This is a genomic window from Streptomyces sp. NPDC051976, from assembly GCF_040680795.1.
GTDB lineage: Bacteria > Actinomycetota > Actinomycetes > Streptomycetales > Streptomycetaceae > Actinacidiphila.
In genome coordinates this window covers 1-12,634 of record NZ_JBFAXL010000029.1, presented here as the reverse complement: position 1 = coordinate 12,634, position 12,634 = coordinate 1, and the positions used below count along the sequence as shown (strand labels likewise).

Annotated in this window: 7 protein-coding genes; 2 read left to right on the top strand and 5 right to left on the bottom strand. The window is 70.1% G+C overall.

Annotation, left to right across the window (positions count from 1 at the left end; translation table 11 throughout):
- Positions 1-9: 9 nt before the first annotated feature.
- The 5 genes from AB0M29_RS25970 to AB0M29_RS25950 all read right to left on the bottom strand — a co-directional run bounded on the left by AB0M29_RS25970 (position 10) and on the right by AB0M29_RS25950 (position 6,306).
- Entirely contained in the window at positions 10-1,095 is a 1,086-nt protein-coding gene (locus tag AB0M29_RS25970) for a LacI family DNA-binding transcriptional regulator (RefSeq protein WP_365386606.1), read from the bottom strand.
- Positions 1,096-1,129: 34 nt separating this feature from the next.
- Complete coding sequence (locus AB0M29_RS25965) at positions 1,130-2,866, bottom strand: glycoside hydrolase family 13 protein (protein WP_365386603.1); 1,737 nt, start codon at positions 2,864-2,866, stop codon at positions 1,130-1,132.
- 79 nt (positions 2,867-2,945) lie between these two features.
- Complete coding sequence (locus tag AB0M29_RS25960) at positions 2,946-3,854, bottom strand: carbohydrate ABC transporter permease (RefSeq protein WP_365386601.1); 909 nt, start codon at positions 3,852-3,854, stop codon at positions 2,946-2,948.
- Positions 3,855-3,867: 13 nt separating this feature from the next.
- Complete coding sequence (locus tag AB0M29_RS25955) at positions 3,868-4,848, bottom strand: sugar ABC transporter permease (RefSeq protein ID WP_365386599.1); 981 nt, start codon at positions 4,846-4,848, stop codon at positions 3,868-3,870.
- 156 nt (positions 4,849-5,004) lie between these two features.
- Positions 5,005-6,306, bottom strand: coding sequence for an extracellular solute-binding protein (locus AB0M29_RS25950; protein WP_365386598.1), 1,302 nt, complete (start codon positions 6,304-6,306; stop codon positions 5,005-5,007).
- A gap of 430 nt (positions 6,307-6,736) precedes the next feature.
- Between AB0M29_RS25950 and pulA the strand changes: the two genes are divergently transcribed.
- Entirely contained in the window at positions 6,737-12,190 is a 5,454-nt protein-coding gene (gene pulA / locus AB0M29_RS25945; RefSeq protein ID WP_365386595.1) for a pullulanase-type alpha-1,6-glucosidase, read from the top strand.
- Positions 12,191-12,278: 88 nt separating this feature from the next.
- A complete protein-coding gene (locus AB0M29_RS25940; protein WP_365386593.1) occupies positions 12,279-12,572 on the top strand; it encodes a hypothetical protein in 294 nt (97 codons plus the stop codon).
- The last annotated feature ends 62 nt before the right edge of the window (positions 12,573-12,634 follow it).

Genomic DNA, 12,634 nt, shown 5'->3' with positions numbered 1-12,634 from the left:
CGATCTGGCCTAGGGCCGTTCCGGGGTCCCCCCGGTGGTCGCGGCGGGTGGCTGCTGGGACGGGAGAGGTGTGCTCCGCGCCGTCGGCCCGGCGGCTGTTGAACCACGAACTACCAGCTCAGGCAGGAAGACGAACTCGCTGTGCGGCGCGGGCGTCCCGCCTATCTCCTCCAGCAGCGCGTTCACCGCGGCCTGGCCCATCGCGGCCACCGGCTGCCTGATGGTGGTCAGCGGCGGGTCGGTGAAGGCGATCAGCGGCGAGTCGTCGAAACCGACCACCGAGACGTCCCCCGGCACCCGCAGCCCCTGCTGCCTGGCGGCCCTGATCGCGCCCAGCGCCATCATGTCCGAGGCGCAGACGATCGCGGTGCAGCCGGAGGCGATCAGCGCCGTGGCGGCCGCCTGACCACCCTCCAGGGTGAACAGAGAGTGCTGGATCATCCCCTCCGCCGCGTCCCGCGACAGGCCCAGCACCTCGCCCATGGACGCCACGAAGCCCTCGATCTTGCGCTGGACGGGCACGAAGCGCTTCTGCCCGACCGCCAGGCCGATCCGCTGGTGCCCCAGCGCCGCCAGATGGGTCACGGCCAGCCGCATCGCACCCCGGTCGTCGGGGGACACGAACGGCGCGTCGACCTTCTCCGAGAAGCCGTTGATCAGCACGAACGGCACGCCCTGGCCCTGCAGCCTGGTGTAGCGCTCCATGTCGGCGGTGGAGTCGGCGTGCAGCCCGGAGACGAAGATGATCCCGGCCACCCCCCGCTCCACCAGCATCTCCACCAGTTCGTCCTCGGTGGAGCCGCCCGGCGTCTGGGTGGCCAGCACCGGGGTGTACCCCTGCCGGGTCAGCGCCTGGCCGATGATCTGCGCGAAGGCGGGAAAGATCGGGTTCTCCAGCTCGGGCGTGATCAGCCCGACCAGACCCGCGCTGCGCTGGCGCAGCCGTACCGGCCGCTCGTACCCCAGGAGGTCGAGTGCGGCCAGCACGGATTCACGGGTGGTCGCGGAGACCCCGGGCTTGCCGTTGAGCACCCGGCTGACCGTCGCTTCACTGACCCCCGCCTGGGCTGCGATGTCGGCAAGCCTCGCGGTCACAGCACCGGATGCTAGGGGACGGAACGCCACCACGTCAGATCGCCCACCAAATTGCCGTGTCAGCGGCGATTGTCACGTCAATGCCGTCGATCGGGGCGGAACCGGCGTCGGACGGTACGCCCGCGGCGCTGGACAGCAGCTCCCGGCCGGGAAGCGGAAGCGTTACCGGCTCTCCGGTCAGGTTCACGGTGCACACGAAGGCGTCGCCGCCGCTGCCCGCGGCGGGCTCGCGGCGGAAGGCCAGCACACCCTCCGGCGCGTCCAGCCAGGTCACCTCGGTGCCCGCGCCCAGCGCCGGCAGCTCCCGGCGCAGCGCCAGCGCCGCCCGGTACAGCTCCAGGGTGGACCCCGGGTCGCCGGTCTGCGCGGCCACGCTCAGCTCCGCCCAGCTCTCCGGCTGCGGCAGCCAGCTCGGCCCGCCCGCCACCGGCCCGAAACCGTACGGCGCCTCGGTGCCCGACCACGGGATCGGCACCCGGCAGCCGTCACGGAAACCGTCCTGGCCCGCCGCGCGGAAGAACGACGGGTCCTGACGCACCTCGTCCGGCAGGTCGGTGACGTCCGGCAGGCCCAACTCCTCGCCCTGGTACAGATACGCGGAGCCCGGCAGCGCCAGCATCAGCATCACCGCGGCGCGGGCCCGGCGCAGGCCGAGTTCACGGTCGCCGGGGTCGCGCAGCTGGGTGCCACCGGGCGGGTTGCCGAACCGGGTGGCGTGCCGGGTGACGTCGTGGTTGGACAGCACCCAGGTCGCCGGGGCGCCCACGGCGCCCATCGCGTTCAGCGACTTGTCGATCACCTGGTGCAGCGCCGCGGCGTCCCACGGGGTGCTCAGGTACTCGAAGTTGAACGCCTGGTGCAGCTCGTCGGGGCGCAGGTAGAGCGCGGCCCGCTCGATCGTCGGCGTCCACGCCTCGGCCACCGCGATCCGGTCGCCCGCGTACTCGTCGAGGATCGTGCGCCAGCCGCGGTAGATCTCGTGCACACCGTCCTGGTCGAAGTACGGCATCGCGGCGGTGCCCAGCAGGGTGAGCTGCTCGCCGTGGCCGATGTCGGGCAGGCCCGCGGCCTTCACCAGGCCGTGCGCCACGTCGATCCGGAACCCGTCGGTGCCCAGGTCCAGCCAGAAGCGCAGCACCGAGCGGAACTCGTCGTGCACCGCCGGGTGGTCCCAGTTGAAGTCGGGCTGCTCGGGGGCGAAGAGGTGCAGGTACCACTCGCCGGGGGTGCCGTCCGGCTCCACCGTGCGGGTCCAGGCGGGGCCGCCGAAGATGGACTCCCAGTCGTTGGGCGGCAGTTCGCCGTCCGCGCCCTTGCCGGGGCGGAAGTGGAACCGCTCGCGCAGCGGCGAACCCACGCCCTCGCGCAGCGCCTGCTTGAACCACTCGTGCTGGTCCGAGCAGTGGTTGGGCACCAGGTCGACGATCACCTTCAGGTCCAGCGCGTGCGCGGCCCTGATCAGGTCGTCGGCGTCGGTCAGCGAGCCGAACATCGGGTCGACGGCACGGTAGTCGGCCACGTCGTAGCCGGCGTCGGCCTGCGGGGAGGCGTAGAACGGCGACAGCCACACCGCGTCGACGCCGAGGTCGCGCAGGTACGGCAGCCGGGCGGTGACGCCCGGCAGGTCGCCCATCCCGTCGCCGTTGCCGTCGGCGAAACTGCGCGGGTAGACCTGGTAGATGACCGCCTCGCGCCACCAGTCTCTGCGCTCGGCGCCACCAGCGGAGTGGGCGGTGGCGGAGCTGGGCGCGTCGGTGAGGTGCTGGCTCATGGATTCCTTCTGTTTTCCCTTGGCGCTGGTGAGCGGGGGAACGACAACGGGCGTGCGTGCGGAGAGGCGTTGCATGGGCTCAGCCCTTGGTGCCACCGGCGGTCAGACCCGCCACGAGGTGTCTCTGGACGACCAGGAAGACGATCGCCGCGGGGATCGCGATGAGCACCGAGGCGGCCGTCATGCTGCCCCAGTCGGCGCGCTGGTCGGCGGCGAAGGTGCGGATTCCGGCGGCCAGCGTGGTGCGGTCGGTCATGAACTGCGTGGAGTAGGCGACCTCGCCCCACGCGGTGAGGAAGCTGTAGAAGGCGGTGACCGCCAGACCCGGCCGGGCCAGCGGCACGATCAGCCGCCAGAAGGTGCCGAACGGGGTGAGGCCGTCGACCCGGCCCGCCTCGTCGATGTCCCGCGGGATGGTGTCGAAGTACCCCTTGAGCATCCAGGCGCAGAACGGCACCGAGATGGTGCAGTAGACCAGCACCAGGCCGAGGTAGGTGTCCAGCAGGTCGAGCTGCGCCAGCAGGTTGTACAGCGGCACGATCAGCACGGCGACCGGGAACATCTGGGTGATCAGGAAGGTCCACATCAGCGACTTGTGGCCGGGGAACTTCATCCGGGAGATCGCGTAGCCGGCGCTGGAGGCGATCAGCACGCCCAGCACCGTGGTGGCGCCCGCCACGATCACCGAGTTGACGAACCACTTGGGGAAGTCGCTGTGGAACAGCACGAACCGGTAGTTGCCCAGGCCCAGATGGTGCACGACCTCGCCCGGCTGCTGCCAGGCGGTGCTGGGGCCCATGGAGATGAAGACGATCCACAACACGGGGAAGACCGCTATCGCGCTCGCCGTGAGCAGGGTGGCGTGCAGCGCGAGCGAGGCGCCGCGGCCGCGGGAGCCGCGCGGACGGTAGGCGGTCTTGGGGGCGGCGGCCGCACGGCGGCGCTGCTGGGTCGTGGCGGCCGGGCCGCTGTGGGTGGTGGCACTCATGGTGATCCGGCTCCTAGGCCTGCTCGGGCTTCAACTGGCGGCGGTAGAAGGTGGAGAAGGCCACAAGGATGAGGAGGATGACGATGCCGTAGGTGGCCGCGCCCGCGTAGTCGGACACTCCGGTGAACGCCTTCTCGTAGGCGTACGTCACCAGGATGTCGGTGTCCCCTGTGGTGTTGTTGCCGAGCAGCAGGTAGATGATCGGGAACATGTTGAACGTCCAGACGGTGCTGAGCAGGATCACCGTGCTGGTCACCGGGCGCAGCCCCGGCAGCGTCACGTTGAGGAAGCGCTGCAGCGGTGTGGCGCCGTCCATCTCCGCGGCCTCGTACAGCTCGCTGGGGATGGCCTGGAGGCCGCCGAGGGTGGCGACCATCATGAACGGCACACCGCACCAGACGTTGACCGTGATGACCGCGATCTTCTGCGCGAAGGGGGTGCCCAGCCAGTCCTGGGCGGGCATCCCGAGGTGCGTGATGATCTCGTTGAACACGCCGTACTGCGAGTTGAACATCAGCCGCCAGGCGAAGACGCCGATGAAGGCGGGCACCGCCCACGGCAGGATCAGCGCCAGCCGGTAGAACAGCCGGAACCGCACGGGGCGGTTGAGCAGCATCGCCATGCCCAGCCCGATGGCGTAGGTGATGACCACGCAGGAGACGGTCCAGATGACCGTCCACTCCAGGCGCGGGTAGAAGTCGCCGTCGTGGCCGGAGAGGATCTGCCAGTAGTTGTGCAGCCCGATGAAGTGGTACGTCGCGTCGACATGGAAGGGGCCGATGTTCTTGGCGACGTTCTGCTCGGTGGCGTTGGTGAACGACAGGTAGATGCCGTACGCCAGCGGGTAGAGCACCAGGACGCCGATCACGATGATCACCGGGGCGACCATGACCCAGGCGTACCAGTACTTGTCCCAGGACCGTCTCAACGACGTCATGAGGCCCGGCCGGGGGGCCTTGCCCCGGGCGGGTCGGTTCACGGTGGCGGTGGTCATCGCTCCTCGGCTCTTTCCACGGTGCGGTGCGTGCTGTCTGCGTGCGGTCTGCTGGGGGTGCGGACCGGACCGGCCGGCCGGGCGCGTGGGCCCCGCCCGTTCAGGTGGCGGGGCCCCGGCCGGCCGGTCCGGGGTCTGGGACCGGCTGCGGCCCCGCTACTGGACCGTGTAGCCCGGCAGCAGCTTGCCGAACTCCTTGGCGGCGGCGTCCAGTCCGGCCTGGACCGAGACCTGGCCCTGCAGGATCTTGATGTACTGCTGCTGCAGCGGCGTGAACAGGCTGCCGACCTGCGGGAGCGCGACCCGGGGACGGGCGGTGTCCATGATCGGCTTGAAGCCCGCGATCTCCGGGTTGCCGGTGACCTCGGCGGTGTACGCGGAGGTACGCGTCGGCAGGGTGCCGTTCTTCAGCGCGATCTTCTGCTGGCTCGCCGACGACGTCATGAACTGCGTGAACAGGTAGGCCGCGTCGAGGTTCTTGGAGCCCTGGTAGACCGCCAGGTCGTGGCCGCCGGTGGGCGCGAGCGCCTTGCCGGAGGAGCCGGCCGGGACCGCCGCGTAACCGAGGTTGGTCTCCTTGCCCTTGAACGCCGTGCCCGTCAGGTCGTCGCTGACCGACCAGGGGCCCTGGATCAGCATGGCGACCTTGCCGTTCTTGAACGAGGTCTGCATGTTGTCGTAGGCGCTGGCGAAGTCGACCTTGAGCGAGGAGGTGTCGTAGATCTTCTTCGCCTCGGTGACGGCCTTGACGGCCTCGGGCGAGTTGATCGTGACCTTCTTGCCGGCCGGGTCGGCCAGGTCGGCGCCCTCGCCGAAGAGCAGCGGGAAGAGGAAGTACGAGTCAGGGTTGACGTACGTGCCCGCGACGCCCGGCACCTTCGCCTTGATCTTCGCGGAGTCGGCGATCAGCTCGTCCCACGTGGTCGGCGCGGCGGTGATCCCGGCCTTGGCGAAGATGTCCTTGTTGTAGAGCAGGCCCAGGGTGTCGGTGACCGACGGCACGCCGTAGGTCTTGCCGTCGTACTTGGTGGTGTTCAGCGGACCGGCCAGGAAGTCGCTGGTGTCGGTGAGCGCGGTCGTGCCGTCCAGCGGCGCGATGTAGTGCAGCGACGCGTACTCGGGGATGAGGCCGACGTCGGTGCGGATGACGTCGGGGGCGCCCTTGCCGTTCTGCGCGGCGGTCTTGAACTTCTGCTCCACCGTGCCGAAGTCGACGTTCTGGTAGTTGACCTTGATCTTGGGGTACTTCGCCTCGAAGTCCGCGATCAGGGCCTTGTACGTCGGCGCCTCGTTCTTGGCGTCGGAGGTGTCCCAGTAGGTGAGGGTGCCGGAGACCGAGGCGGGGTCCTTCGCGTTGCCGCTGTCGCTGCTCTTGCTGTCGCTCTTGCCGCCGCCACAGGCGGTGACCCCGAGAACGATGGCCGCGGCCATCGCCACGACGGATATGCCGCGTCGCATACCTGACTCCTTGATGAGGGTGGTGCCCGAACGAACGCCCTGATCCGGCAGGAGCCGGCCGTTTCCTGGCCGACTCCGCTCGCTCGGGCTGGGAGGGAACGTAACAGCGATGCAATCCCTTGCGAAAGAGTCTGCAAGAAACTTTCTCCATGATCATCGCGATGTGACATTCCTGTGACCTGCAGATGTCCACCAGGCTCTGATCGGGGCAGACGGGACATTACTTTCCTGCTGTCGCACCGGGTGCGCGCCGGGGGCTGGAACTTCTTACGACGTCTTGCTGCAACGCCGCCGCGGCCGATACGGTCCCGGACAGCTCCGGCACCGACGCCGGGGCAGCACCGGGTTTTCATGCGCGTGGGGCCCCGGCGCGAGGCTGTCCTTTCTCCGTCGGCACCCGTCGTACGGACACCCGCAAGGAGAACTGCCCGTGGCCCTGCCGTTCAGGCTGCCCGCGTACAGCTCGCGGACCGGCGTGCGGCGTACCGCCGCCGCCACCGCTTTCGCCGCGCTAGCGGCCCTCGTCATCCCCGCGGCCACCGCGCACGCCGCCTCCCCGCCGCCACCGCCGCCCTCCGACCGGGTGCTCGCGGCGCAGCCGGCCCGGCACGCCGACACCCGCGAGCAGTTCTACTTCGTCATGCCGGACCGGTTCGCCGACGGCGACCCGTCCAACAACACCGGCGGACTGACCGGCAGCCGTCTCGCGACCGGCTACGACCCCACCGACAAGGGCTTCTACCAGGGCGGCGACCTCAAGGGCCTGACCCAGAAGCTGGACTACATCAAGGGTCTGGGCACCACCGCGATATGGATGGCGCCGATCTTCAAGAACCAGCCGGTGCAGGGCACGGGCAAGGACGCCTCGGCCGGTTACCACGGCTACTGGATCACCGACTTCACCCAGGTCGACCCGCACTTCGGCACCAACGACGACCTGAAGAAGCTGATCTCCGCCGCCCACGCCAAGGGCATGAAGATCTTCTTCGACGTCATCACCAACCACACCGCCGATGTCATCGGCAACACCGACAACACCTACGGCTACCTCTCCAAGGGCGCCTTCCCGTACCTGTCGGCGGACGGCACGCCCTTCGACGACTCCGACTACGCGGACGGTTCGAAGATCTTCCCCAAGGTGACCACCGCGTCCTTCCCGCGCACCCCGACCGTGCCCGCGGACAAGAAGAACGCCAAGGTCCCGGCGTGGCTGAACGACCCGACGATGTACCACAACCGCGGTGACTCCACCTTCGCGGGCGAGAGCGCCGACCAGGGCGACTTCAGCGGCCTCGACGACCTGTGGACCGAGCGTCCCGCGGTCGTGCAGGGCATGGAGAAGATCTACGAGAAGTGGGTCAGGGACTTCGCGATCGACGGCTTCCGGATCGACACGGTCAAGAACGTCGACATGCCGTTCTGGACCCAGTGGGCGACCGCGCTGGACGCCTACGCCGCGAAGCAGGGCCGCAAGAACTTCTTCCTCTTCGGTGAGACCTACTCCGCCGACCCTTCCGTCACCTCGCCCTATGTCACCCAGGGCCGCCTGGACGCCACCTTGGACTTCCCCTTCCAGGACGCCGCCCGCGCCGCCGCCTCGCAGAGCGCCTCCCCGGCCAAGCTGGCGAGCCTCTACGGGCAGGACTACCGCTACACCACCGACAAGGCCAACGCGTACGAGGAGGTCACCTTCCTCGGCAACCACGACATGGGCCGGATCGGCTCCTTCCTGGAGCAGGACAACCCCAAGGCGGGCGACGCCGAGCTGCTGCAGCGCGACAAGCTCGCCAACGAGCTGATGTTCCTCGGCCGCGGCAACCCCGTCGTCTACTACGGCGACGAGCAGGGCTTCACCGGCGCTGGCGGCGACAAGGACGCCCGGCAGACGATGTTCGCCTCCAAGGTCGCCGACTACCTCGACGACGACGAGATCGGCACCGACCGCACCCACGCCAGCGACGCCTACGACCCGACGCACCCGCTCTACCGGGACATCGCCGCCCTCTCCGAGCTCACCAAGGACCACCCGGCGCTGCGCGACGGTGTGCAGACCGAGCGGTACGTCGAGCCCGGCAGCGGCGCCGGCGTCTACGCCTACTCCCGCACCGACAGCAGCACCCGTGACGACTACCTGGTCGCGGTCAACGACGCCACGACCGCGAAGACCGTGACCGTACCCACCGGCAACACCGCCGCCGCCGGCTACAGGGCGATCTACGGCGCCACCGGCACCGTCACCACCGGCGGCGACGGCGCGGTCACCCTCACCGTGCCCGCGCTCAGCTCCGTGGTCTACCGGGCGGCCCTGCCGCTGCCCGCGCCCACCGCGGCCCCGGCGCTCACCCTCACCGCCCCGGCCCCCGGCGCCACCGGCACCGTCGAGGTCGCCGCCGACGTCAGCGGCGGCGGACTGAACCGGGTCGTCTTCGCCGCCCAGACCGGCAGCGCGAAGTGGCAGATCCTCGGCTCCGCCGACCACGCCCCGTACAAGGTCACCCAGGTGATCGGCGCGAAGGTGCCCGCGGGGACCGCGGTGCGCTACAAGGCCGTCGTGGTCGACGCCGCCGGGCACACCGCCGCCGCCACCGCGGACACCACCACCGGCGCCCCGCCCGTCGCGGCGCCGCCCACCGCCGTCAGCCGCGACTACGCGATCGTCCACTACCACCGGACCGACGGGGACTACACGAACTGGGGTCTGTACACCTGGGGCGACATCGCCGACGGCGAGTCCACCACCTGGCCCGCGGGGCACCCGTTCACCGGCCGTGACGCCTACGGCGCCTTCGCCTACGTCAAGCTCAAGCCGGGCGCCTCCAGCGTCGGCTTCATCGTCGTCGACAAGAACGGCGTCAAGGACACCGACGCCGACCGCGCCATCGACCTCACCACCACCGGCGAGGTCTGGGTCGAGCAGGGCAGCCCGGACGTCGCCACCACCGCGCCCGCCGGCGCCTACCCGCCGCAGGACACCACCAAGGCGATCATCCACTACCACCGCGCCGACAACGACTACACCGGCTGGGGTCTGCACGACTGGACCGGCGCGGCGAACCCGACGGACTGGACCGCCCCGCTGCAGCCGGCCCGGATCGACTCCTACGGCGCGGTGTTCGAGGTGCCGCTCGCCGCGGGCGCGACCTCGCTGAGCTACATCATCCACAAGGGCGACACCAAGGACCTGCCCAGCGACCAGTCCCTGGACCTGACCGCCTCCGGCCACGAGGTGTGGCTGCTCGGCGGCACCGAGAAGTACCTGCTGCCGCAGCCCCAGGGCTCCGGCGCCGACCTCGACCTCGGCAAGGCCGAGGCGCAGTGGATCGACCGGTACACCGTCGCCTGGAAGACCAGCGCCCCGTCCGTCTCCCAGCAGCTCGTCTACGCCCCCGACGGGGGCATCACCCTCAAGGACGGCGCGCTCTCCGACGAGGGCCACTGGCTGCGGCTGACCAAGGTCGACGGCGGCCTCACCGACGCGCAGCTCGCCCGGTTCCCGCAGCTCAAGGGCTACTCGGCCTTCACCATCGACCCCCGCGACCGCGGCCGGGCGACCGCCGCGCTGCGCGGCCAGGTCCTGGCCACCCAGCGGGCGGCCAACGGTGCCCTGCTGGCCGCCACCGGCGTGCAGACGCAAGGCGTCCTCGACGACGTCTACGCGGCCGCCGCCCAGAAGGCCGCGCTCGGACCGGTGTTCCACCACGGCACGCCCGAGCTGTCGCTGTGGGCGCCGACCGCCCACAGCGTGTCGGTGGAGATCGGCGGCAAGACCGTACCCCTGCGCCGCGACGACACCAGCGGCGTCTGGTCGGTCACCGGCCCGGCGTCCTGGACCGGGAAGCCGTATCTGTACGACGTCACGGTCTGGGCGCCCAGCGTCAGCAAGCTCGTCGTCAACAAGGTCACCGACCCCTACTCCGTCGCGCTGACCGCCGACTCGCAGCAGAGCCTGCTGGTCGACCTCGACGACCCGAAGCTGGCCCCCAAGGGCTGGGCGCACCAGGCGAAGCCGCCCGCGGCGCCGATGAGCCGGGCGGAGATCCAGGAACTCCACATCCGTGACTTCTCCGTCGCCGACACCACCGTCCCGGCCGCGGACCGCGGCAAGTACACCGCCTTCACCGACACCGGGTCGGCGGGCATGACCCATCTGCGGGCCCTCGCCAAGGCAGGCGTCAACTACGTCCACCTGCTGCCCGCGTTCGACTTCGCGACCGTCCCGGAGAAGACCGCCGACCAGACCTCACCCGCCTGCGACCTCACCTCGTACGCCCCCGACAGCGACCAGCAGCAGGCGTGCGTGACGGCCGCCGCGGCCAAGGACGCCTACAACTGGGGCTACGACCCGTACCACTACACCGTCCCCGAGGGCTCGTACGCCACGAACCCGGACGGCACGACCCGCACCACCGAGTTCCGGCGGATGGTCCAGGGCCTCAACGGCGCCGGGCTGCGGGTGGTCATGGACGTGGTCTACAACCACACCTCCGCCGCCGGGCAGGCCGACACCTCGGTCCTCGACAAGATCGTGCCCGGCTACTACCAGCGGCTGATGCCGGACGGCTCCGTCGCCAACTCCAGCTGCTGCGCGAACACCGCGCCGGAGAACGCGATGATGGGCAAGCTCGTCGTCGACTCGATCGTCACCTGGGCGAAGGAGTACAAGGTCGACGGCTTCCGCTTCGACCTGATGGGCCACCACCCGAAGGCCAACATCCTGGCCGTCCGCAAGGCGCTGGACGCCCTGACCCTCGCCCATGACGGCGTCGACGGCAAGAAGATCATCCTCTACGGCGAGGGCTGGAACTTCGGCGAGGTCGCCGACAACGCCCGCTTCGTCCAGGCCACCCAGGCCAACATGGCGGGCACCGGCATCGCCACCTTCTCCGACCGCGCCCGCGACGCCGTACGCGGCGGCAGCCCCTTCGACTCCGACCCCGGCGTCCAGGGCTTCGCCTCCGGCCTCTACACCGACCCCAACTCCTCGACTGCCAACGGCACTCCGGCCGAGCAGAAGACCCGGCTGCTGCACTACCAGGACCTGATCAAGGTCGGACTCACCGGAAACCTGCGGCAGTTCGCCTTCACCGACTCCGACGGCAAGCAGGTCACCGGCTCCGAGATCGACTACAACGGCGCACCCGCCGGATACGCCGACGCGCCGGGCGACGCCCTCGCCTATGTGGACGCCCACGACAACGAAGCCCTCTACGACGCCCTCGCCTACAAGCTCCCGGCCACCACCTCGGCCGCCGACCGGGCCAGGATGCAGGTCCTCGCCGAGGCCACCGCGGCGCTCTCCCAGGGCCCCGCGCTCTACCAGGCGGGCTCCGACCTGCTGCGCTCCAAGTCGCTGGACCGCAACTCCTTCGACTCGGGCGACTGGTTCAACGCCATCCACTGGACCTGCGTCCCGGGCCCGGGGGCCAACGGCTTCGGCCGCGGCCTGCCCCCGGCGGCGGACAACTCCGCCAAGTGGGACTACGCCAAGCCCCTGTTGACGCTGCCCGCGCTCAACCCCGGCTGCGCCACCGTCGCGGCGGCCTCCGCCGCGTACCAGGACCTGCTCCGCATCAGGACGGCGGAACCGGCGTTCCGCCTCACCACCGCGGCCCAGGTGCAGCAGCAGCTCTCCTTCCCCCTGTCGGGCAAGGACGAGACCCCGGGGGTGATCACGATGAAGGCCGGCGACCTCGTCATCGTCTTCAACGCCACACCCACCACGCAGGACCAGACCGTCCCCGCCCTCGCGGGCACCGGTTACGCCCTGCACCCCACCCAGCGGGAGGGCGGCGACCCGGTCGTGAAGACCTCCCGCTACACCAGCGGCACCGGCACCTTCACGGTCCCGGCCCGCACGGTGGCGGTCTTCCGCACGACGGGCTGACACCCGCCCGCTGACGGGGCCGCGACACAGAACGCGCCGGGCCAGGACTATGGGGGTCCTGGCCCGGCGTCATGATCACGGGAACCAAATGGCCGTCCAGCGCGTCAAGTTCCACATGAGCACTCCGTCCGTCATGGTCCGCCGGGCCATCGCAGAAGACCTGGACGCCATCGCGGACATCCACGCCCGCGCCCGCGCCACGTACTACGAAGGCCACCTCCCCCCGGAGGACTACAGCGGCGCCGAGGAGCTGCAGCGGCAGCGCGCCGGGGTGGAGAAGGCCATCGCGTCCGACGAGCGCGTCGTGCTCTGCGCGGTACGCGACGGGCGGATCGCCGGTTTCGCGGTGCTAGTGTCCTGCGCCGGGAGTTCGTTGAATTAGTAGGCTGTGTTCATGGCGAAGATGGGGCGGCCGGTGGCCGAGCTGGTGTTGTCCGAGGATGA

What these genes read in the sequence shown, in the direction of transcription:
- AB0M29_RS25950 (WP_365386598.1), bottom strand. Translation starts at nt 6,306, where the DNA reads ATGCGACGCGGCATATCCGTCGTGGCGATGGCCGCGGCCATCGTTCTC.
- AB0M29_RS25960 (WP_365386601.1), bottom strand. Translation starts at nt 3,854, where the DNA reads ATGAGTGCCACCACCCACAGCGGCCCGGCCGCCACGACCCAGCAGCGC.
- AB0M29_RS25965 (WP_365386603.1), bottom strand. Translation starts at nt 2,866, where the DNA reads ATGAGCCAGCACCTCACCGACGCGCCCAGCTCCGCCACCGCCCACTCC.
- AB0M29_RS25955 (WP_365386599.1), bottom strand. Translation starts at nt 4,848, where the DNA reads ATGACCACCGCCACCGTGAACCGACCCGCCCGGGGCAAGGCCCCCCGG.
- AB0M29_RS25940 (WP_365386593.1), top strand. Translation starts at nt 12,279, where the DNA reads ATGGCCGTCCAGCGCGTCAAGTTCCACATGAGCACTCCGTCCGTCATG.